At 64.5% G+C, this 19,702-nt stretch carries 21 protein-coding genes; all 21 read right to left on the bottom strand.

What is annotated here, in order from left to right; translation table 11 throughout:
* Positions 1 to 2 precede the first annotated feature (2 nt).
* The 21 genes from flgK to flgB all read right to left on the bottom strand — a co-directional run bounded on the left by flgK (position 3) and on the right by flgB (position 19,689).
* A complete protein-coding gene (gene flgK, locus AC0ZT5_RS21440) occupies positions 3 to 1,457 on the bottom strand; it encodes a flagellar hook-associated protein FlgK (protein WP_488498060.1) in 1,455 nt (484 codons plus the stop codon).
* A 27-nt stretch (positions 1,458 to 1,484) separates the two neighbouring features.
* The gene (locus AC0ZT5_RS21445) at positions 1,485 to 2,741 is read right to left on the bottom strand and encodes a flagellar hook protein FlgE (RefSeq protein ID WP_488498061.1); all 1,257 of its coding nucleotides are present in this window, start codon (positions 2,739 to 2,741) and stop codon (positions 1,485 to 1,487) included.
* A gap of 100 nt (positions 2,742 to 2,841) precedes the next feature.
* On the bottom strand, positions 2,842 to 3,510 hold the full coding sequence (locus tag AC0ZT5_RS21450) for a response regulator transcription factor (RefSeq protein ID WP_111547800.1): 669 nt from the start codon (positions 3,508 to 3,510) through the stop codon (positions 2,842 to 2,844).
* Positions 3,511 to 3,731: 221 nt separating this feature from the next.
* Positions 3,732 to 4,319: a transglycosylase SLT domain-containing protein gene (locus tag AC0ZT5_RS21455; protein WP_488498125.1), complete on the bottom strand. Its 588-nt coding sequence runs from the start codon at positions 4,317 to 4,319 to the stop codon at positions 3,732 to 3,734.
* Positions 4,249 to 5,676, bottom strand: coding sequence for a flagellar hook-length control protein FliK (gene fliK / locus AC0ZT5_RS21460; protein WP_488498062.1), 1,428 nt, complete (start codon positions 5,674 to 5,676; stop codon positions 4,249 to 4,251). Before fliK ends, AC0ZT5_RS21455 begins: the two co-directional genes overlap by 71 nt.
* Positions 5,673 to 7,055 (bottom strand): chemotaxis protein MotC, encoded by a 1,383-nt coding sequence (locus AC0ZT5_RS21465; RefSeq protein WP_488498063.1) that lies wholly within the window; start codon positions 7,053 to 7,055, stop codon positions 5,673 to 5,675. The genes fliK and AC0ZT5_RS21465 overlap by 4 nt, the downstream gene beginning before the upstream one ends.
* The gene (locus tag AC0ZT5_RS21470; protein ID WP_488498064.1) at positions 7,052 to 8,452 is read right to left on the bottom strand and encodes a MotB family protein; all 1,401 of its coding nucleotides are present in this window, start codon (positions 8,450 to 8,452) and stop codon (positions 7,052 to 7,054) included. Before AC0ZT5_RS21470 ends, AC0ZT5_RS21465 begins: the two co-directional genes overlap by 4 nt.
* Positions 8,449 to 9,075 (bottom strand): hypothetical protein, encoded by a 627-nt coding sequence (locus AC0ZT5_RS21475; protein WP_488498065.1) that lies wholly within the window; start codon positions 9,073 to 9,075, stop codon positions 8,449 to 8,451. The genes AC0ZT5_RS21470 and AC0ZT5_RS21475 overlap by 4 nt, the downstream gene beginning before the upstream one ends.
* A gap of 4 nt (positions 9,076 to 9,079) precedes the next feature.
* Positions 9,080 to 10,726, bottom strand: coding sequence for a flagellar basal-body MS-ring/collar protein FliF (fliF, locus tag AC0ZT5_RS21480; protein WP_488498066.1), 1,647 nt, complete (start codon positions 10,724 to 10,726; stop codon positions 9,080 to 9,082).
* Positions 10,727 to 10,879: 153 nt separating this feature from the next.
* Complete coding sequence (locus AC0ZT5_RS21485) at positions 10,880 to 11,947, bottom strand: flagellin N-terminal helical domain-containing protein (protein WP_488498067.1); 1,068 nt, start codon at positions 11,945 to 11,947, stop codon at positions 10,880 to 10,882.
* 279 nt (positions 11,948 to 12,226) lie between these two features.
* Positions 12,227 to 13,228: a flagellin N-terminal helical domain-containing protein gene (locus tag AC0ZT5_RS21490; RefSeq protein ID WP_379026664.1), complete on the bottom strand. Its 1,002-nt coding sequence runs from the start codon at positions 13,226 to 13,228 to the stop codon at positions 12,227 to 12,229.
* Between the two features lie 233 nt (positions 13,229 to 13,461).
* Positions 13,462 to 14,193 carry a flagellar type III secretion system pore protein FliP gene (gene fliP / locus AC0ZT5_RS21495; protein ID WP_095084514.1) on the bottom strand — a complete coding sequence of 244 codons (732 nt, stop codon included), beginning with the start codon at positions 14,191 to 14,193 and terminating at the stop codon, positions 13,462 to 13,464.
* Complete coding sequence (locus AC0ZT5_RS21500) at positions 14,190 to 14,684, bottom strand: flagellar basal body-associated FliL family protein (RefSeq protein ID WP_488498068.1); 495 nt, start codon at positions 14,682 to 14,684, stop codon at positions 14,190 to 14,192. The genes fliP and AC0ZT5_RS21500 overlap by 4 nt, the downstream gene beginning before the upstream one ends.
* Before the next feature lie 19 nt (positions 14,685 to 14,703).
* Entirely contained in the window at positions 14,704 to 15,411 is a 708-nt protein-coding gene (gene flgH, locus AC0ZT5_RS21505; protein ID WP_488498069.1) for a flagellar basal body L-ring protein FlgH, read from the bottom strand.
* Positions 15,408 to 15,992 carry a MotE family protein gene (locus AC0ZT5_RS21510; protein ID WP_488498070.1) on the bottom strand — a complete coding sequence of 195 codons (585 nt, stop codon included), beginning with the start codon at positions 15,990 to 15,992 and terminating at the stop codon, positions 15,408 to 15,410. Before AC0ZT5_RS21510 ends, flgH begins: the two co-directional genes overlap by 4 nt.
* Positions 15,993 to 15,995: 3 nt before the next feature.
* The gene (locus AC0ZT5_RS21515) at positions 15,996 to 17,237 is read right to left on the bottom strand and encodes a flagellar basal body P-ring protein FlgI (RefSeq protein WP_488498071.1); all 1,242 of its coding nucleotides are present in this window, start codon (positions 17,235 to 17,237) and stop codon (positions 15,996 to 15,998) included.
* The gene (gene flgA, locus AC0ZT5_RS21520) at positions 17,234 to 17,758 is read right to left on the bottom strand and encodes a flagellar basal body P-ring formation chaperone FlgA (protein WP_488498072.1); all 525 of its coding nucleotides are present in this window, start codon (positions 17,756 to 17,758) and stop codon (positions 17,234 to 17,236) included. Before flgA ends, AC0ZT5_RS21515 begins: the two co-directional genes overlap by 4 nt.
* A 5-nt stretch (positions 17,759 to 17,763) precedes the next feature.
* A complete protein-coding gene (gene flgG, locus AC0ZT5_RS21525) occupies positions 17,764 to 18,552 on the bottom strand; it encodes a flagellar basal-body rod protein FlgG (RefSeq protein WP_379026657.1) in 789 nt (262 codons plus the stop codon).
* Positions 18,553 to 18,563: 11 nt separating this feature from the next.
* Positions 18,564 to 18,890 (bottom strand): flagellar hook-basal body complex protein FliE, encoded by a 327-nt coding sequence (gene fliE, locus AC0ZT5_RS21530; protein ID WP_184876509.1) that lies wholly within the window; start codon positions 18,888 to 18,890, stop codon positions 18,564 to 18,566.
* The gene (flgC, locus tag AC0ZT5_RS21535) at positions 18,890 to 19,306 is read right to left on the bottom strand and encodes a flagellar basal body rod protein FlgC (RefSeq protein ID WP_488498073.1); all 417 of its coding nucleotides are present in this window, start codon (positions 19,304 to 19,306) and stop codon (positions 18,890 to 18,892) included. The genes fliE and flgC overlap by 1 nt, the downstream gene beginning before the upstream one ends.
* Positions 19,307 to 19,308: 2 nt before the next feature.
* Entirely contained in the window at positions 19,309 to 19,689 is a 381-nt protein-coding gene (gene flgB / locus AC0ZT5_RS21540; protein ID WP_256751541.1) for a flagellar basal body rod protein FlgB, read from the bottom strand.
* Positions 19,690 to 19,702 lie beyond the last annotated feature (13 nt).

Consider the following 19,702-nt stretch of genomic DNA (forward strand, 5'->3'; position numbering starts at 1 on the left):
GATTATCCCACCGCGTTGAGCAAGGCCGTCATCATGTCGTCGACGGTTTTCATCATCCGGGCCGATGCCTGATAGGTGTGTTCGAGGTCGAGCAGCAGGGACATTTCCTGGTCGACATTGACGCCGGTCGCGTTGGACAGCGCCTCGGCGCTGCGCGACGCCAGCGCTTCCTTGGCGTCGGAGGCTGTCGAGGCCTGCTGGCGTACGCCCTCGAACCAGCCGATCGAGTTGGCCGCGTAGTCGGAAACGCTGGACGTTGCCGAAACCCCGGCGGCCGGGTCGAAGGCCATCGGCTTGTCGAGCCGGTCGCCATAGGCGACCAGAAGGTCGGAATAAGAGGCGCCGCCGCCGGTGTTGGCGACATAAGCGGCACCATTGGCACCGCCATCGCGCAGCAGCGTCGGATTGCCGCCGGCGCTTGGGTCCATCGTCGCATTGACGCTGATCGATGCGGCAAGGCCGTTAACCAGCGTGCCCGCTGCCGGCACCGCCGGCGCACCGGACCAGGTGAACAGGCCGGCGGCATTGGGCAGCGCAGGCGCGGTTTCGGCAAAAGCCGTGATCAGGCCGCGCGCGGTTTCGTCGAGCTGGCTCTGCATGGTCGAGGCGACACTGTCGCGCAATTGCAGCAGGCCGGCGAGCTTGCCGCTGGCGGTGGTGTTGCCGCCGGCTCCCGCCGAGATCGGCACATTGTCGATATAGACCGCGTTGCCGGCGGCACCGGCGGTGTAGCCGGCCGACGGCGCGAAGCTGACCGTGCGCGGAATGGTTTCGAACAACGTCGTGCCGTCGCCAGTGGTGACGACCATGTCATTGTCACCGCGTGTGAAGGTCGAGACCGGGATATAGTCCGAGATCTTCTTCAAAAGCGCGTCGCGCTGGTCGAGCGCGTCGGAGACATCGGTGCCGGAACGGGTTCCGGAAATGACCGCGGTGTTGGCATCCTGGAACTGGCTGAGCAGCGAGTTGAGGTCGTCGACCGCGGTGGCGATCTGGCCGTCGGTCTGGGTACGGAAATCCTGGATCGCCGTGGAGCCCTCGTTCAGGGATCGCACGACCTGCTTGGCGGCGTCGACGACGCTGGCGCCGAGATTCTGGTTGGATGGGGAGGTGGCATAGAGCTGCAGCGCCTGCTGCAAATTGCCGATCGCGGTCGAGGGCGAGGACGCATTGTCGACGCCATTGACCGATACCCCCAGCTGATCCATGCCGCTGTAGAGCGCGTTCTGGCCGCTCCAGGCCGACAGCGCGCTGAGGTTCTGGCGGAACAGCAGGTCGTTGGCGGCGCGCCGGATATCAACCGAACGCGCGCCCGGCGCCGTGCTTGTGACGACGGCCTGGCGGCGCGAATAGTCCGGATTGTCGGCGTCGGCGACATTGCGCGAGACGACGCTGGTCTGCCGCGCGGTGTTCATAAGCGCCGATTGGGCGATGCTCAGTGCAGTGGACAACGACATGCGGGTCTTTCACGGGCGGTGCCCGTTCTATCTCTTCAGGTTGACAAGGACGTCCATCAGATCGGAACCGGTCTGGAAGACTTTCGAGTTGGCGGTGTAGCTGCGCTGTGCCGCGATCATGTTGGTCAGTTCTTCGGCGATATCGACGTTGGAATTCTCGAGTGCGCCGGAGATGATGGAGCCGGCCTTGCCCTCATTGGCAAAGCCGATACGGACCGCGCCGGATTCGGTGCCCTGTGCGTAGACGTTGCCGGGCAGCGCGTTGAGCTGGTCGGGGCTCTGCACGTCGGCCAGCGGAATCTTGTAGAGCGCCTTGGTGGAGCCGTCCTTGTACTGCGCCGAGATGGTGCCGTCCTTGCTGATCTGGATCTTGTCGATGGTGCTCGGTGCGTTGCCGTTGACCTGGGCGTCGGAAACGGTGAAGCCGGCGCCGAGCTGGGTCAATGCCGACAGGTCCAGCGAAAAGGCGGCGCCATTGGGCACCGTCAGGCCGACGCTGTTGACGGCGCCGGTGAGCTTGCCGGTGGTGGTGTCGAAGGTCAGGTTGGCCGAGCCCAATGCGCCGCCGGTGTAAGGAAACGACGTTCCGGCGGTGGCCTTCGACTGATCGAAGACCGCCACCTGCCAGGTGCCGGCGCCGGTGTTGGTGAAATAGACGTCAAGCAGCTTCTTGTTGCCGAGATTGTCGTAGGCGACCATCGAGGATTTCGATGTGTACTGCGCGCCCGCCGCGTTGGTGGTGGGCAGATTGCCGGCGGCGACCGGCGTCGCGCCTGCCGGCAGGTTGCCGCTGTAAGTACCCTGGGTGCTTGGCGTTGCCGTCATCCCCTGGTCGGAGATGAGCACCGGGGTCAGTCCCTCGAAGCCGTTCACTGTCGCCGCCGGCACGCCGTTGGCGTAGCTGTAGGCCATCAGCTGGAAGCCGGCCGCGTTGACCAGCCTGCCCTCAGCATCGGGAACGAAGGCGCCGGCTCGGGTCAGGAAGGGTGTTCCGCTCGGATCCTGAACGACGAAGAAACCGTCGCCGTTGACGGCAAGGTCGGAGACCGAGGTCGTGTATTGAAGCACGCCCGGATCGCTGACCGCCTGCCGGATCGTCGTGGTGACGCCGCCGGAATTGTAGGCGCCGCCGGTGCTCGGCATGACCAGCGACGAAAATTCGGCGGAGGACCGCTTATAGCCGGTGGTGTCGGAATTGGCGATGTTGTCGGCCGTGGTGGACAGCCGGTTTGCCTGTGCATTCATGCCGGAAACGCCGGTCCGCATCATTCCGTAGAGGCTCATCGAAACGTCTCCCCAATGTGGATGCCGCTGGCTCCAATGCGGATGCCACTGGCTACGAGGCTACGCATCCTGTCTTGCGCGAGGCTGGCGCGGGGCTGCATCAGAAGACGAGCCGGTAGCCAAGGAAGCGCTTGGAATCGATCGGGTCGGTGCCCAGCTTCTCGCGCAGCTTCTTGCGCAATTTGCTGATGTGGCTTTCGACCACGTTCTCCTCTACCTCTTCGTCGAAAATGCCGTAGATGGCGTTGAAAACCTGGGTCTTGGTGACGCGGCGGCCGCGATTGCTTGCCAGATATTCGAGGATGCGGCGCTCGCGGCGCGGCAAGGGCAAAGGCTGGCCGTCGATCTCGGGGTCGCGGCCATCCATGAAGATGCGCATGGCGCCGATCTCGGTGTAGGCGACGTCTTCCTGGGCGCGGCGGCGGATGGCGGTGATGCGGGCGAGGATCTCGCGGATGTGGACGGGCTTGCGAATGACGTCGTCGACGCCGCTCTCGAACAACCGCAGCGTGTTTTCCAGCGAGTGCTGTTCGCTCAAGGCGATGACCGGTGCGCCGGTGCGGTCGCGGATCTGACGGGGAGAGATCGAGCCTTCGCGGCAGTCGCCGATGAGGAAAGCTCGGACCGACCTCAGGTCGGTGTCGGCCGCCGAGCTTACCCACTCGCCGAACTCGCCCGGCGCGAAGCCTGCGCAGGCGACACCCTCACGGTCGAAAAGTGAATTGTATCCCTCTGTTACGAGCTCGCGCTCGTCAACGATTACAATCATCGGCCCGCCTCCGAATCAAATCATTTGCCCCGTGAGAAAAGGGGTATCCGCTGGCGAGAATCCTGAACAACCGTCATTTCTTGTAGCTAGTTTCTTGGGAGTCTGGAATCGCGCCGGTTGCATTAGCCTGCAACCAGATATGCTTTCGGCGGCAAGTTCTGGCCAAGTCAAAACAACAACCAAGGACTGCGCGAACGGCGTATTGGAAGCCGAAGGTACGCCTACGGGTTGCAGAAGCCGCGGGCGTTCGCGGTCCATTTCCCAAAGCCGGTGGCGACCATGTTGGCAATGACGCGGCAGACATAGATCTTCTGCGCCGGATCGTTGTCGGGACCGGCATGATAACGTGCGACGGCCATCGACCAGGTCTCGTGACGGGCATGGAGACTGGCCAGGAAGCGCGCCGCATAGTCGACGTTCTGACGCGGATCGAGCATGTCCTCGACGCTGCGGAAATGCGACGCGTGGTAGTGATGGTTGATCTGCATGCAGCCCAGATCGATGAGCGTCTTGCCTTCGCGCCGGGCATTGGCGAAGGCCGCAAGGGCCTCTGTCCGGCTTCTCGGAAAGACCGCTTTTCCTTCTATATTCAATGCGTTGGGCTGAAGGCTGCCCTTGTTTCCGGTTTCCGTTAGGCCCACGGCATAGAGGATGCCGGCGGGCACACCATAGCGGTCGGCGGCACGGAGGATCTCGGGCTCGCAGGGGTTGGTGGCGGCAGCGGCAGCGCCTGCTGCGCTAGATAAACATATCGTCGCCAGCGCGCTCGCGAGAATGTGAGGTGCCGCGGCCGTAGTCCTGCGCGTCATCATTGCGGTTTCCTGCGGATTGCTGACCCGGTTGCTGACCACCCGCACCACCATTGCCGCCGCCCGGGTTTCCAGGTTGGAAGGATGACGGATCGCGGCCCGACGCCGCCGGCAGGGGGGCGGTTCCATCGGTGCGGGTTGCAGCAGGAACCGCTACCGAAGGTTGCAGGATCGTAACCTTGTCAACCTCGAAACCGAGCCCGCGCAGCGATTTGACGATGGCCTCGCTGTCGGCAGACAAACGACGATAGGCGTCGTGTGTTGCGGGCTTCAATTCAATCGAAAGTTGTTCTCCGGAGAGGCGAAGGTTGGCCGTCACCATGCCGAGTTCGGCGGGGTGAAGTTCGATCTTCAACACATGTGTCGGAACGGCAACAGGGCTGCCCAGCTGGGTGACCGCGGATGAGGCTGGAAGGGCCTTTTGCGGGCCGCCATCGGCGGCTATGGCGTTGACCACATTGAGGGCTGCCTGGCTGATGGGACTTTGTGGTGGCGCCGGGAAGCTCTGTTGCGACACGACGTCGATGCGTGTGGCGGACAGGGACTGTTTTCCGGCTTCGGGCCGTAACGAGGACTGGACATCCTCGATGCTTTTCATCGCCGGCGCGGTGTATTTCGATTGCACGCCGGGCACATCGGCGGTTGTGGCGTCTGGCAGCTTCTGCGACGCCACGACAGCATCGCGTTTCGGCGCGCTGGAGGCAATTCTGGCAGCGCTCGGCGGCTGACCGTCAAGCTCGGTCAAGGGCCCGTCGATGGTCGACACCTGCTCCGGCTTCGACTTGGTTTCAAGGACTTCGTTTCCGGCCGTGGACTTCGACTGGTAGGTCTTTGGGAGCGGATCCTGCCCGTCGAGCGCCGGGTCCGGCTGGCTCTCGCCGGTCGCCGTGTCGCGGCCGCTCGCCTTGGTCGATGTCGAGAAATGGCGCAAGTCATGGAAGGCGATCAGCAGCGGCAGATGGTCCTGAAGCGGCGGCGCGGCATCCGCGTCCGGCGCCGTCTGTTCGGCGTCGGCATCGTCCTTGTGCGACTTCGCTTCCAAATCGTCCTTGGCTTCCAAATCGTCCTTGCCGATTTTCGCCGTCGGCACCTTGGCCGAAACGATCTTTCCGGGATCGGCCGATGTCGGCTCGGCCTTGCCGCCATGCCCGGCAAGACCGGCGGCGAGCTTGCTCCAGCGCTGCTCGCGCGATCCCGCCTCGGTCGTCGGCTGCCGTTCCGGGCGGGCAGCACTGGCCTCGCCGTGCAGGATCTTGCCAAAGCCAGCGTTGTCCTTCTTGACGTTCGCGGCCGGTTGCTCCGGCGTCGCGCGAGCGGCGGCAAATCCTGGCAAGGCCGAGCCGAGGCTGGTGGTCATTTGGGGGCGGCTCCAAGCATCTGGTCGATCAGGTCGAGCTGTCGACGTGTTCTGGTCATGGCGGCATCGGTCGGGTCGGTGGGCTCGGGACTGGCCGCGGGCGATGGCGCCGACGCCTGCGCGACGGTCGCCGCATCGGCTGGTGCAGCCGCAACCGCCGGCGTTTGCGGAGCACTTGCTGCTGGTCCGCCGGAGGCGGCAGCGACAGCGGGTTGCTCGGCAACGGCGCCTTCGACGGGTGGCAGCCCGCTGGCGTCGGCGCCTTGCGCCGCGACGGTTTCTGGCGCTGGCGGCTGCTCGGCCGCGACAGGAACTGGCTTTTCCTTGGGGACAGCGGCGGGCGGGGCGACGACTTCGCCCGCAATGGCCTGAGCGGCGTCGAGCAAGGCGCGGTCGCCTTCCGACAGCTTGCTGCGGTCGATCTTGCCGAGCTTGGCGCGGACGTCCTCGATGGTGCCCGAGGTGACGGTGGAAAGGCTGGCGTAAAGCAGGGCGCGCGGATCGTCCTGGTTGGTGTTGCCGTCACGACCCTGCTCGGCCCGCGCCGAAGCGAAGGCCGACAGGTCGTTCAGGCCGTCGATCGCGGCACGGCGGGCGATGCGCAGGTAGATCACCTTCTCGCGCTCGGGATCCATCATCGAGGTGATGTCGGACAGCTTGTCCTGGCTGATCGACAAATGCAGCGCGATGACGCCGGAGACGAAGGAGTCCGCGAATTGGCTGGCATAGGGCGAATAGAGGTAGCGCTCGACATACTGGGTCGACGCGAGTGCGAAGCGCGCCGCGTCACCCTGCGCACCCGCAATGCCGACCGAACGGCGCAGTGCTGCTTCCTCGACCAGCGTGCCGGGGCTGAGCAATCTTGCCTCGTCGAGCAAACCGAGCGCCGCCGCCGGCTGGTCGCCGGCAAGCAGCGAGCCTTTGACCAAGGCAAGGAAAGCGCCGAGATCGGGAGGCAGCGTCATCGGATCGATCGGCTTCAACGCTTCGATCGCCTCGCCGGGCCGGCCATTGAGATAGTCGATCACCCCTTTGGCCACGGCAAGGCTTTGCGGGTCCGTCGTGGCGCGCGACGTGGCCGCCTCGACAGTCACCGGGTTGCCGCCGCTCATGCCGTAGACAAGCAGGGCGCGAAAGTTCTTGGGATCCTTGAAATCCTCGGCGTCCGCCGCGCGCAGGCGCGCGTCCACCATCTCGAGCAGCTTGGCCTGCATCGGCAGGGCGGCATGGTCGCCGGCGGCGATACGGTCCTGGATGAGCTGCAGCGACCGCACCAGCTGATACGGCTGCAGCGCGTCCTGGGCTAAGCCGGCTGACGGATATCCGCCGGCCAGCAGCAACAGGCCAATCAACCGGCTGGTGACGGCCGCCCGCCTCATCCGCCGGTCGCCATCAGGATTTCGATGCGGCGGTTCACGGCCGCCAAGGGATCCGCCGGGTCCTTCGGCTGGCGGTCGGCGAAACCGGCGACCTCGGTGATGCGGCGTTCATCGACGCCACCGCGCACGAGCATGTAGTAGGCGGAATGCGCGCGCGCCGTCGACAGCCGCCAATTGTCGTAGCTGTCGCTGCGGAATGGCCGTGCGTCGGTGTGGCCGTTGATGCTGATGGTGCCCTTCTGGCTGTTGACGATGCGGCCGATCTTTTCCATCGCCAGCACCAGTTCGCGGCGCGGCAGCGCCGAGCCGACCTCGAACATGCCGAAGTCGAGTTGATCGGTGATCGAGATGACGACGCCCTTGTCGGTGGCTTCCACCGAGACGCCGTCATGCAGCTTGTCGCCGGGCTTGAAGGCATCGGCCAACTGCCGCTTGACGTCGGCCGCGGCCTTGACGGCGGCCGCGGTCGGCGCCTTCTCCCCGTTGTCGGGCTTGGCGGCCTCTTGCGCCTTGGCCTCGACCTTGGCTGCGTCCGCGGCTTTGGTGTCGTCTGGTTTGGTCTCGCCCGGCTTCGCGTCGCTTGGCTTCGTGTCTGTTGGCTTGGTATCTGTTGGCTTGGTGTCGCCGGCCTTGGCCATTGCCGTGGCGGGGCTCGCGGCTTGCTTGCCGGTCGCGTCCTCCACCGGCGGTTCCAGCGGTGCGGCCGCGACGGGTGGCACGGCCTTGACCTTGGGCACTTGCGTTTCGGCGACCTTGTCACCGGGCTTGACCGCATCGCCCTCGATTTTGGCACGCTGGGCACTGGCTTCAGCGCCGGGCGCCGCCACCTGCTGCGACCAGAAATCCGGCTCGAACGGATCGCGATAGGAGGCGCCGCCGGAAGCGCCGGTCGCCGGGCCCGCAGCCTGCGCGCCGCCGTCGCCCTTCTGGCTGACATTCTGCATGACGCCGGTATCGGTGGCGATTTCCGAAAGCACCGCGTAGGGGTCGGCGAACAGATGCTCGTCGGAGTGTTCCGCCTGCGGGAGTTCCTGCTTCTCCTGTTTGCGGTCCGCGGAGCCATCGCCGTCCTGGCCGGCCTTGTTGGTCGCCTTCTGCGGGTTGTCGGCCGTCGTCCCCATCGCGCGCGGACCGTCGCCGAGATCCTCCAGACCCTTGCGGCTCGAATTGCGGTCGACCAGCTTGACCGGGTTGAAATAGCTGGCAACGGCTGCCTTGGTCTGCTCGTTGGCGGCATTGATCAGCCACATGACCAGGAAGAAGCACATCATCGCCGTCATGAAGTCGGCGAAGGCAATCTTCCAGACGCCGCCATGGTGACCCTCATCGTGGTCGTCGTGACCACGACGGACGATGATGATCTCCTGGTGAACTTGTCCGGCATCGGCGACGCTCATGCCAGGACCTCTGAGAGGGTCGTCGCCCATTCGGCCATGCGCGTCTCGAACACCGCCTCGTCGATGGCGACCGTGAGATCGAAGCCTGGTGTCTCGGTGAAGTCGAGATTGGCGGCGCGGGTCCCGAGCGCTGCCTTCAGGGATTCGAACAGCGAAAGCGGGCCGCGCACGGAGATGCGCACGGCTTCGGCATCGCCGACCGCCTCGCGTATGGCGCCAGCAAGCGCCTCGATCGACCGTTTCTGCAGGTCGTCGCTGACGATGCCGCCGATCATGCGGGCGACGGTGGCCGCGACCAACCCGGTCACGCGCGTCTCCATCGCATCGATGCGCAACGAGACCGCCTTGCCGACATCGTCGCCGAGGCTTTCGAGAAATAGCCTTGCTTCCTCGGCATTGGCCTGGCGTTCGGCTTCGAGCGCGGCTTCATGGGCAATCGACAGGCGTGCCTCGAGCGCCGACTCGGCCTGGGCTACCGCTTCCGCGATCAGCGTGCCGATATCGGCTTGTGGCGCCGGCGCCTCGGGTTTGTGTTCGGTATCGGCCGCGGCCCGGGGCTGGCCGGCACGTTGTGTGCGGGTACCGAAATCAGGCAGAAGGTCGAAAAGGGCTACCGAGGGCATGGTTCTACGCCGCGACTTCCTGAGCGGCCCATTTGCGCAGGATCTGCGCGGTGCGCTCCTCGTTGAGGTCGACCATTCGGGCAAGCCGCTCCTGCGGCGCCGGCCTGATCTTCTGGCGAAGATCGTCGAGCGGTGTCGGACCGGGCCGCGCGCCGGGCAAGGCGCCGACGGCAACGCTTTCGGCGTTTGCAGTTGCTTCCGGTGTTGGCAGCGAGCGCTGGACATCATCGTAGCTGGGGCCGGCCAGGGCCGGCGTCGCCTTTGCCGTCAGCGCCGCCGCCATCGGCCTCAGGCCGAAGAAGGCGACCAGGAACACCACGACGATGAAGGCGCCGGCGTTGATAAGAGTGCCGGCATGCTGGCCGATGGAATCGAGCATCCCAGCCTGCGGGATCGCCTCGCCGTCCAGCCCGTCGATGAACTCGACCGCCGAGACGTCGATGACGTCGCCGCGCTTGTCGTCGAAGCCGGTGGCCGAGGTCACCATCTTCTGGATTTCGGCGACGCGCTTGGCAATCTGCTCCGGCGTGGCGTCCTTGCCGAGGATGGTCATCAGCCGCTGCTGGTTGACGACGACGGCAATCGACATCTTGGTGACGGTGTAGCCGTTGGAGACGGTGGCGATCTTCTTCGAATTGATCTCGTAGTTGGTAATCTCTTCCTTGCGGTCGTTCTGCGAGGAGGATTGCGGACCGTCGGTGGCAGTTGACTGGGTCTCGGGCAGGTTCTGCTCGACGCTGGCCGGGGTCGAGGCCTGCTTCTGGTTGTTGTTTTCGTTGGCGCGCACCGACTGTACCGAGCGCTCGACGCGTGAATTCGGATCGAAAATGGTTTCTTCCGTCTGGCGGGTGTCGGTGTTGACTTCGGCCTTGACGCTGGCGCGGAAGTTGTCGGGGCCGAGATAGGCCGTCAGCGCACGGCGGATGTTGTCGCCGATCTGCGCCTCGACGGTCTGCTCGACGCCGAGCGTGCGCGCGGCGCTGGTGTTGGAAGGATCGTCGCCCGCAGCCAGCAGATTGCCGCTGGAATCGAGCACCGTCACCTTGTCGGCCGACAGGCCGGGCACGGCGGCGGCGACGAGATGGCGGATCGACATGGCGCTCTTCTCGGCATCGATACCGGCGTAGCGGATGACCACCGAGGCGGAAGGCTGCTGTTCGTCGCGGCGGAAATTGGCGCGTTCGGACATGACGATGTGGACGCGCGCTGCCTTGATGCCGGAAATCGACTGGATGGTGCGGGCGATCTCGCCCTCCAGCGCGCGCACGCGGGTGATCTGCTGCATGAAGGAGGTGAGGCCGAGCGAGCCGACATTGTCGAACAGTTCGTAGCCGGCATTGGCGCTGGTCGGCAGGCCCTTTTCGGCAAGCAGCATGCGCGCCTGTGCGGTGGTGCCGGCCGGCACCAGCACCGAGGTTCCATCGGCGCCGACATCGAAGCCGATACCGGCTTCGCCTAGCACGAGGCCGATCTGGTTCACGTCGGCGCGGTCGAGCCCGACATAGAGCGTGTCGTAGGCGGGACGGTTGAGATAGACCGAGGCGATGCCGATGACGCCCATCACCAGAACGGCGATGCCAGCCAGCATGGCAAGGCGCTTGACGCCAAAGCCGCGAAGATTCGAGATGATGCTCTGGATCTGTTCCGGCACGGTTCGACGACTCCCAGCGTGACTGTCCGCGGGAACAGTAGTCGTCGAAGCTTGTGCGAAAATGAAATCGGGCCGCGCTTGCGGCGCGGCCCGTCAATCGGAGTGCGAAAAGGAGGGCGGGATGCGAAAGGAGGGCGCCGGTGGCGCCCGCGACTAGTTCTTGAACAACGACAGGATGCTCTGCGAAGCGCTGTTGGCGATCGACAGCGACTGGATGCCGAGTTGCTGCTGAACCTGCAGCGCCTGGAGCCGCGTCGATTCCTTGTTCATGTCGGCATCGACGAGCTGGCCGACACCGCGATCGATGGAGTCCATCAGACTCTGGGTGAAGGTCTTCTGCAGGTCGATGCTGCTCTTGGCCGAACCGAGGATGGTGGCGGAATCGGTCAACTGGGCCATGACCTTGTCGATCCTGGTCACCATCTGGGTGATGATGTCGTCGGTTACGCCGGCCGCGGTGATGTCGAGGTTGTAGGCGGAGATGTTGTCGACCTTGGGGACGACCGCTCCCGCCGCCGCCTGACCAGCGGTGTTTGCCGCGATGTCCGTTGCTCCGCCAGCGAGCGCGGTCGCATAGGCGTTGTCATACAGAGTCTGGGCGGCTCCCGTGGCATAAATCGAAGTCTGGCGATCGAGGGTGCCGCGATTCTTGACCTCGGTGGCAAGGCCGTAGTCGAAAAGCTTGGTGCGCTCGACATCGATGTCGATAGTTCCGATCGAGACGGCGCCCGACGAGGACCGATTGAACGAGGACACGATCTGGGAGTCTGCCTGGACGCCGTCATTGGGGGCGGCAGTCTGCTTGGAGGTCACCGCAAGGAAATTCGAGCCGGAGAAGGTCGCCGCATCGGCAAAGGACTTCATCTGCGCCTGTAGCGCGTTGATCTCGGTCTGGGTTTTTGCCTTGGCGGCAGCCGTCTGGCCGACGGTCGAAAGCAGCTTGGTCTTGATTTGGCCGATCGTGGTCAGCACATTGTTCATGCCGGTGTAGGCGGTGTCGACTTTCGAGGCGCCGAGGCCGAGTGCATCCTGCACCGTCGAAAGGGCCGAGTTGTCCGAGCGCATCGTGGTGGCGATCGACCAGTAGGCGGCGTTGTCCGAGGCCTGTGAGACCCGGTAGCCTGTCGAGATGCGAGCCTGCGTCTGTTCGAGTGACTTGTTGGTGGCGCTGAGGCTTTGAAGTGCGGTTAACGCCGCAGCGTTTGTCATGATGCTCGCCAAGAAAGTCGCTCCTTCTCAAAAACCGACATGCTCAGACATGCCGGACAGACCTGTTCAACGGGTGGCATCGTGCCGGTCGGACCGATTCGCCAACGGTCGTAAGCTATTGGTTAACCATAACTAGCGCGGCATGGTTAACAGCCTGTTAAAAGCTGGCGTTTGAGAGTTAAGTAACGAGCATTGTGCGAGGCTTGCAAAGTCAAGTCGAGCAAACGCAAATCGGGCCGCGCTTTTGGCGCGGCCCGATATTTAGTGCGAACTGTGATCAGGCGTAGGCGATTAGCCGCGGAAGAGCGACAGGATCGACTGCGACGAACCGTTGGCGATCGACAGCGCCTGGACGCCGAGCTGCTGCTGGACCTGCAGGGCCTGCAGACGGGTCGATTCCTTGTTCATGTCGGCATCGACGAGCTGGCCGACACCGCGATCGATGGAGTCCATCAGGTCGGAGGTGAAGGTCTTCTGCAGGTCGATACTGCTCTTGGCGGCGCCGAGCGTGGTGGCCGAGTTGGTCATGTCGGCGAGCGCGGAGTCGATGACGGTCAACATCTGCTGGATCTGCGTATCGCTGGCGGCTTTGCCCGTTGCGGTGTCGAAGATCTTCAAGCTGGCGGCCGAGTACGTGTCGGTGGCCGCTGCAGCAGCGCCCAGGGTCGGAGCCGAGGCCGTGGCGGTGGCCACACCGGTGGTGCCGAGGCGCTGCGTGTCGAGGATGCCCTTCGCCAGGCCCACGGTGGTGCCAGCTTCATACAGCTTGATGCTTTCCACCTTGACGTCGATGGTCGAGATCGAAGCCGCGCCGGCCGCGTCACGGTTGAACGCCGACAGGATCTTCACATCGGCAGCCGTCGTGGCCGTCGCGCCGCTGTTTACGGACAGCATGTTGGTGCCGGAGAAGGTGGCGCCGTCGGCGTAGGACTTCATCTGCGCCTGGAGGGCTGTGATTTCGGTCTGGGTCTTTTCCTTCGAGGCATCGGTCTGGCCGTAAGATGCCAGCAGCTTGGCCTTGATCTGGTTGATGGTCGAGATCGCGCTGTTCATGCCGGTGTAGGCGGTGTCGACCTTCGATGCGCCGAGGCCAAGCGCGTCCGAAACGGTGGACATTGCCGAGTTGTCCGAGCGCATCGTGGTGGCGATCGACCAGTAGGCGGCGTTGTCCGAGGCCTGCGAGACGCGATAGCCGGTCGAGATGCGGGCCTGGGTGTCCTGGAGGGATTTGCTGGTGGCGTTAAGGCTCTGCAGAGCCGTCAACGCGGCGGAGTTCGTCATGATGCTGGACATGGTACTCGTACCTTGATTTTACAGGTGTTTTTTTGACATACCGGGTCTCCCGGTATGACGGTGCGGCATCATGCCAATGATCTTCGAAATCGATCACCCGCCATCTGCGAGCGAATATGCGGGCTAGTCCCTACCAAAGGACTAAACCGGACGGTTAATCGAAAATATATTGCTTGAATTCTGTGCTGGAGACGCGCGATGGCGCCCAGCCGCCAGGGATCAGTTGCCAGCGCTCAGTTGAAGGAGCGCACCAAGCTGCCGACAAGCAGATTCCAGCCGTCGATCAGGACGAAGAACAGGATCTTGAACGGCAGCGACACCACCGTCGGCGGCAGCATCATCATGCCCATCGCCATGGTGATGGTGGCGACGATCAGGTCGATGACCAGGAATGGCAGCACGATCAGAAAGCCGATCTCGAAGCCGCGCCGGATTTCCGAGATCATGAAGGCAGGCACCAGGATGCGCAGGTCGACGGTGTCTCGCGAAACGGTCTGGCCGCGCTCGCGGGCGAGATCGGCGAAGAGGTCGAAATCCTTGTCGCGCACATTGCGCAGCATGAAGGTGCGGAATGGATCCGAAATCTTGTCGAAGGCTACGGTCTGGGTGATCTGGTTGTCCATCAGCGGCTTGACGCCGGTGTTCCAGGCCTGATCGAAGGTCGGCGCCATGACATAGAAGGTCATGAACAGCGACAGTGAAATGAGAATGAGGTTGGCGGGCGTCGACTGCAGGCCGATGCCGGCGCGCAGGATCGAGAAGGCGATGACGAAACGGGTGAAGCTCGTCACCATGATCAGCAAGCCCGGCGCCACCGACAGCACAGTCAGCAGGCCGAACATCTGGATGATGTAGCCGACGGTGGTGCCATCGGCCTTGCCGATGCCACCGAGATCGAGTTGCTGCGCCGCCGCGACGGAGGTGGCGGCGGCGATCATCGCCGTGGCGAGAAGGAACTTTCTCATTCGAGCAGCAATGTCCTGATAAGAATCTGCTTGGCGTGACCCTGGCTGCGGATCGAGGCGCGTTCCTCGAGATCTGCCTTCAGGTGCTGGTAGCCGCTGGCACCCTCGATCTGATGCATCTTCAAGGTGCGCACCAGAGCCAGAAGGTCCTGGTGGATGTCATCCGTCATGGACTGGAGCTGCGGCCCGTCATAGACGACGGACGCTTCCATTCTGATCCAAGTATCGGCAGGCGAGGCGATGTTGGTGGTGATCGGCGCGAGCACGACGAGCGTCGGCCCCACGCCTGGCTCACCGGCAGCGGCGGGCTGTGCGGTCTTGCCTTCGTTCTCAGGCGCGACCGGCACCGACGACGGTGCCCCGACGCCCTTGAGATAGCCGCCGGACATCCAGCCCATGCCGATGGCGGCCGCGGTCACAACCAGCAGCATGACGGCCTGGATGGCAAAGGAGGGACCCTTGCGCGGCTGGACCTGTTCGACGTTTGCCACGGTGTCGTGTTCCCCAATCCTAGAACGGAAGGACCTGGTCGAGAATCTGCTGGCCGTAGGCAGGTTGCTGGACCTCGGTGATGCGGCCGCGCCCGCCGTAGGAGATGCGCGCTTCGGCGATGCGTTCGTAGGGAATGGTGTTCTCGGCGCCGATATCGGCCGGCCGCACGATACCGGCGAGGGTCAACACCCTGAGCTCGGCGTTGACGCGCACTTCTTGCGACCCCGTGATCATCAAATTGCCGTTCGGCAGGACATCGGTGACGATGGCCGCGACATTGAGTTCAAGCGTTTCCGAGCGCTTGATCTCGCCGTCGGCCGTCGTGTCCGTGGTGGAGGTGAGAGCGCCGGCGCCCTTGCCGGCGGTGCTCCACTTGTCCCATTGCGCGCTGAGGTCGTAGCCGAGCTTGCGGTTGGCGGTGCGACTCCTGTCGTTCTGGTTCTTGAAGTTGGCCCTGTCGTTGATCTTGATCTTGACGGTCAGGATGTCGCCCTGCGCCAGCGCCCGCGGGTCGGTGAACAGCCGGCTCTGGCGGTCATCCCACAAGGAGAATTTCCTGACCGGCGCGGGCGGCGTTTGCGGATAGCGATAGAGGGACGAGGTGTTGCCGCCGTCGATGCCGGAGCCGACCGGGGACAAAGCCGGCTCCTTGCCGACCTCCTTCAGGTTGGTTCCGCAACCGGACAGCCCAGCGACCGCGCACAGGACGAGCATCTTGCGGATCATGACGGGTCTACCCTTCGGGCTGCGCTGGCCATGATGCCGGTGAGCGTCGCCGCCGCCTTCTGGTCCATTTCGTTGAGGATGACGCTCGCCTTGCGTGAATCGAGCTTCATCAATATCGCCGCCGCCAGGTCGGCGTTGACGATGGCCAACCGCTCGGCGGCGGCGTCGGGCTTCATGCCGGCATAGATCTGGACGACGCCGTCCTCGGCCCGGGCCAGGAAAACCTCGCGCCGCTTCAGCCAGGTCTCGTATTCGGCCCGCTTCTCCTCCAGCGCCTTCATGCGCTGGTCGATGCCGGCCTGCAGCTGCTTCATCTCTTCCGCCTGCAAGGCATAGCGGCGGTCGCGGGCAGCGTCGGCGATGTTGGAGCAGAAGCGCTCGATCTCGCTTTGATCCGGCGCCTTTTCCCGCGTCAATTGCTGCGGTGGCGCGGCGGCGGGCGCGCCCGGCAGGACCTGGCGAACCGTTTCCTCGCCGCGCGCCGTGCTGCCGGCAAAGGACATGGCGACAACAGCGGCCGCGAACAGGATCGCGGCGGGACGGCGTCTTTCGTGGCGTGAGAGGGAGTGCGTCATCGGCATCGCCTATTGCAGAACCAGGTCGGCCTGCAGGGCGCCGGCCGACTTGATGCCCTGCAGAATGGCAATGATGCCGTCCGGCTGGACGCCGAGACGGTTGAGGCCGGAAACGAGCGTTTCGAGATCCGGCCCGTCAAGCACGGCGACGCGGGCATCTGGCCGGCTGGCTTCGATGGCGGTGAAAGGCTCGACGGCCGTCTCGCCCTTGGAGAAAGGCTCGGGTTGGACGATGCGCGGCGCTTCGGTGATGCGCACGGTGAGCGTGCCGTGGCTTATGGCGACCCGCGAGATCTTGACGTCGTTGCCGATGACGATGGTACCGGTGCGTTCGTCGATGACGACGCGGGCCGGGGTGTCGGATTCGACCACCAGGTTTTCGATTTCGGCATAGAAGCGCGCCGCCGAAACACCCTTCGGCCGTCTGATCTGCACGGTGCGGGCATCGCGCTCGGCCGCAACCCGCGCGCCGAAGCGCTGGCTGGTATAGTCGTTGATGGCGTCGGCGATGCGAATGGCGGTCGAAAAGTCGGGATTGCGCAACTGCAGGGTCAGCGTCGCCTGATCGTCGAATTCGGCCTGGACCGCGCGCTCGACAATGGCCCCGTTCGGCACACGGCCGGACGTCGGCACGCCTTGCGTCAGCTTCTCGGCCTGTCCCTTGGCGGTAAAGCCGGAAACGATCACCGAGCCCTGGCCGACAGCATAGATCTCGCCGTCCGCCGCCTTCAAAGGCGTCATGATCAGCGTGCCGCCGGCGAGCGAGGTGGCGTCGCCCATCGAGGAGACGTCGATGTCGATGCGGGCGCCGGACTGAACGTAGGGCGGCATGTTGGCGGTGACGATGACGGCGGCGACATTCTTGGCGCGTGCGCTGCCGCCTTCGGTGGCGATGCCGAGATTTTCGAGCATGGCGCGGATCGATTGTTCGGTGAACGGCGAGTTGCGCAGGCTGTCGCCCGACCCGGCAAGCCCGATGACCAGGCCGTAGCCGACCAGCTGGTTGTCGCGCGAACTCTGCAGCTGGGCGATATCCTTGATGCGCGAGGCGACCTGGCCCGGCGGCAGCGAACTCGGCCCCGACGAAACCCGGAACATGCGGCTGGTGGTGGCCGGATTGTATTCGGGATCGTCGTAGACGCCGCCATTCTTGGCGGCGAGGTCGCGCTTGGCCTTGGGCGTCAGGCCGTCGGCCAGCGCCGGCTGCAGGCCGAGCACGGCGGCCAGGATAAGGGTAAGTCCGCGCATCATGAAGCGCTGACCTGGATGGTCCCATCCGCCATCACCGTGCCGGACAGGATCTTGCCGCTGTCGACGTTGCGGACTTTGACGAGGTCGCCGGCGGAACCCGGCTGCAACGTCACCGCGGTGGCCGAGATCGTCAGTCCGCCGGCGATGAAGAAGACCTGCACGGACGCACCCTGTTCGACCAGCCAGGCCTCGCGGACGGCGGCGGAGGGAATGTAGCGGCCGGGCAGCAGCGTGCGCTTGGCGACCTTGCCGTCGAGTTCATCGGCCCGCGTGGCGACCGCGTCCGGCTTGTGCTTGCCGGCAACCAGGGTCACGCGCTTGAGCGCGCCAAGCTCGATGGTCTCGCCGGGATAGATGACCCGGTTGGGGATCAACACAACCTCGCCGGCAGGTTGATTGCTGGCGATCTGAGTGGCCGATTGATCTGCCGATTCCTGAGAGAAAGCCGGCATGGCGCCGGCCACCAGCGCAATGACAAGCGCGGCGCGGCGGAATGCGGAGCAGGAGATCGGCATGGCCATCATCCCTACCTGATGTTCTTGGAAACGACCGAGGCCATGTCGTCGGCGGCCTGGATGACCTTGGAGTTCATTTCATAGGCGCGCTGCGCCGAGATCAGCTCGGTGATTTCCTTGACCGGGTCGACGTTCGAGGCCTCGAGATAGCCCTGCTGGATGGTGGCAAAGCCGGGATCGCCCGGCACGCCGACATTCGCCGGGCCGGAAGCCGTGGTTTCCTGGAACAGGTTGTCGCCGAGCGGGGCGAGGCCCGCCTCGTTGGCGAAATTGGCGATCTGAATCTGGCCGAGGTTCTGCAGGTCGGTCTGGCCGTCGATGCGGGCGAAGACCTGGCCCGTCTTGTTGACGATGACCTCGACGGCGTCGGTGGGAACGGTGATTGCCGGAATGACACTGGCGCCGTCGACCGTCACCAGCTGTCCGGTGGCATTGGTGTTGAGGGCGCCGGCGCGGCTGTAGAGCGTGCCGCCGTCGGCGCCTTCGATCTGGAACCAGCCCCTGCCGGTCAGCGCCAGGTCGAAACTGTTGCCGGTGCTGGTCAATTCGCCCTGGGTGTGCACGTTGCGCACGGCTGTCGTCTTGACGCCGAGGCCGATCGAGACGCCCTCCGGTACCAGCGAGGTATTGGAGCGGTTGGGCACGCCCTGCGTGCGGTCGACCTGGTAGAGCAGGTCGGAGAATTCGGCGCGTGCGCGCTTGTAGCCGGTGGTGTTGATGTTGGCGATGTTGTTGGCGATAACTTCCAGGTTTGTCTGCTGGGCATTCATGCCGGTGGCGGCGATGGCGAGTGCTTTCATGGCGGAATTCCTCAGATGCCCATTCGGCTGACTTCGAGATAGGCGGAAACCACCTTGTCGCGGATGGCGACGGCGGTCTGAAGCGCCTGCTGCGCGCTCATCACGGCGTCGACCACCTGACGGGTGTCGGCATCGCCCTTGAGCGCCTGCACCGATACCTGCTCGGCATTCTCCATCGTGTTGACGGTCTTGGAGGCCGCCTGGCTCAGCGCCTCGGCGAAGGAGGTGCCGACATTGCCGCCGGCCGAGGGTGTCGCGCCGCCCTGGAGCAGGCTCGTCACCGCGTCGTCGCCACCGACCGAGGACTTGAACTGAAGGGCTCCGATGCCGCTGATCATTACTGGTTCCTCATCAGGTCGATGGTCATGGAAATCAGATCGCGCGCCTGCTTGACGACCTGGAGATTGGCTTCGTAGGAACGGTTGGCCTCGGTCATGTCGGCCATTTCGATCAGCACGTTGACGTTGGGCATCTTGACATAGCCCTTGTCGTCGGCGGCCTCGTTGCCGGGTTGGAACTCGACGGGAAAGTCACTGGGATCGCGATCGATCGAGTTCACTTCGACCGTCGAGCTGCCGGAGGCCCGGTCGAGCTCGGAGACGAAGCTGATGGTCTTGCGGCGATAGGGATCGGACCCTGGCGTCGTGCCGGTCGACTGGGCGTTGGCCAGGTTTTCCGAAACCACGCGCAAGCGCTCCGATTGGGCGCCGAGGCCGGATGCTGCGACTTTGAGGGCTGCGGCCAGCGCGTCCATGGTCAGCTCTTCACCGCCATCATCATCATCGAATGGAACGCCTTGACGATCGCCGTGTTGAGCTCGAAGGAGCGGCGCACTTCACCGGCCTTCATCAACTGGTCTTCCAGCACCACCGAGTTCTTGGACGGCATGACAACGCCGTCATCTTCCTGCGGCTTGATGGTGAAGCCGGCATTGGTCGCCGCGTTGCCGAGATGGCCGGCCTGCGTGGCCTGCAGCGACACCGCGGTACGGTCGAGCACCTTTTCGAACGGCTCGACATCGTTTGCCGTGTAGCCCGGCGTGTTGGCGTTGGCGATGTTGCCGGCAATGGCGGACTGGCGCACGGCAAGCCATTGCGCTTGCTTGGCGGCGAGGTCGAAAAGGGAAACGGGCTCCATGGGAATCTCCGGG

This window comes from Mesorhizobium sp. CNPSo 4670, assembly GCF_057784235.1.

Bases quoted from the DNA above. Each gene is read 5' to 3' on its own strand.
- fliK (WP_488498062.1), bottom strand. From the start codon at position 5,676: ATGACCACCAGCCTCGGCTCGGCCTTGCCAGGATTTGCCGCCGCTCGC.
- fliP (WP_095084514.1), bottom strand. From the start codon at position 14,193: ATGAGAAAGTTCCTTCTCGCCACGGCGATGATCGCCGCCGCCACCTCC.
- flgK (WP_488498060.1), bottom strand. From the start codon at position 1,457: ATGTCGTTGTCCACTGCACTGAGCATCGCCCAATCGGCGCTTATGAAC.
- AC0ZT5_RS21490 (WP_379026664.1), bottom strand. From the start codon at position 13,228: ATGTCCAGCATCATGACGAACTCCGCCGCGTTGACGGCTCTGCAGAGC.
- AC0ZT5_RS21455 (WP_488498125.1), bottom strand. From the start codon at position 4,319: ATGACGCGCAGGACTACGGCCGCGGCACCTCACATTCTCGCGAGCGCG.
- AC0ZT5_RS21450 (WP_111547800.1), bottom strand. From the start codon at position 3,510: ATGATTGTAATCGTTGACGAGCGCGAGCTCGTAACAGAGGGATACAAT.
- AC0ZT5_RS21510 (WP_488498070.1), bottom strand. From the start codon at position 15,992: ATGCCGATGACGCACTCCCTCTCACGCCACGAAAGACGCCGTCCCGCC.
- fliE (WP_184876509.1), bottom strand. From the start codon at position 18,890: ATGATCAGCGGCATCGGAGCCCTTCAGTTCAAGTCCTCGGTCGGTGGC.
- flgC (WP_488498073.1), bottom strand. From the start codon at position 19,306: ATGGACGCGCTGGCCGCAGCCCTCAAAGTCGCAGCATCCGGCCTCGGC.
- AC0ZT5_RS21470 (WP_488498064.1), bottom strand. From the start codon at position 8,452: ATGAGCGTCGCCGATGCCGGACAAGTTCACCAGGAGATCATCATCGTC.
- AC0ZT5_RS21445 (WP_488498061.1), bottom strand. From the start codon at position 2,741: ATGAGCCTCTACGGAATGATGCGGACCGGCGTTTCCGGCATGAATGCA.
- flgB (WP_256751541.1), bottom strand. From the start codon at position 19,689: ATGGAGCCCGTTTCCCTTTTCGACCTCGCCGCCAAGCAAGCGCAATGG.
- flgH (WP_488498069.1), bottom strand. From the start codon at position 15,411: ATGATCCGCAAGATGCTCGTCCTGTGCGCGGTCGCTGGGCTGTCCGGT.
- flgG (WP_379026657.1), bottom strand. From the start codon at position 18,552: ATGAAAGCACTCGCCATCGCCGCCACCGGCATGAATGCCCAGCAGACA.
- AC0ZT5_RS21465 (WP_488498063.1), bottom strand. From the start codon at position 7,055: ATGAGGCGGGCGGCCGTCACCAGCCGGTTGATTGGCCTGTTGCTGCTG.
- AC0ZT5_RS21515 (WP_488498071.1), bottom strand. From the start codon at position 17,237: ATGATGCGCGGACTTACCCTTATCCTGGCCGCCGTGCTCGGCCTGCAG.
- flgA (WP_488498072.1), bottom strand. From the start codon at position 17,758: ATGGCCATGCCGATCTCCTGCTCCGCATTCCGCCGCGCCGCGCTTGTC.
- AC0ZT5_RS21475 (WP_488498065.1), bottom strand. From the start codon at position 9,075: ATGCCCTCGGTAGCCCTTTTCGACCTTCTGCCTGATTTCGGTACCCGC.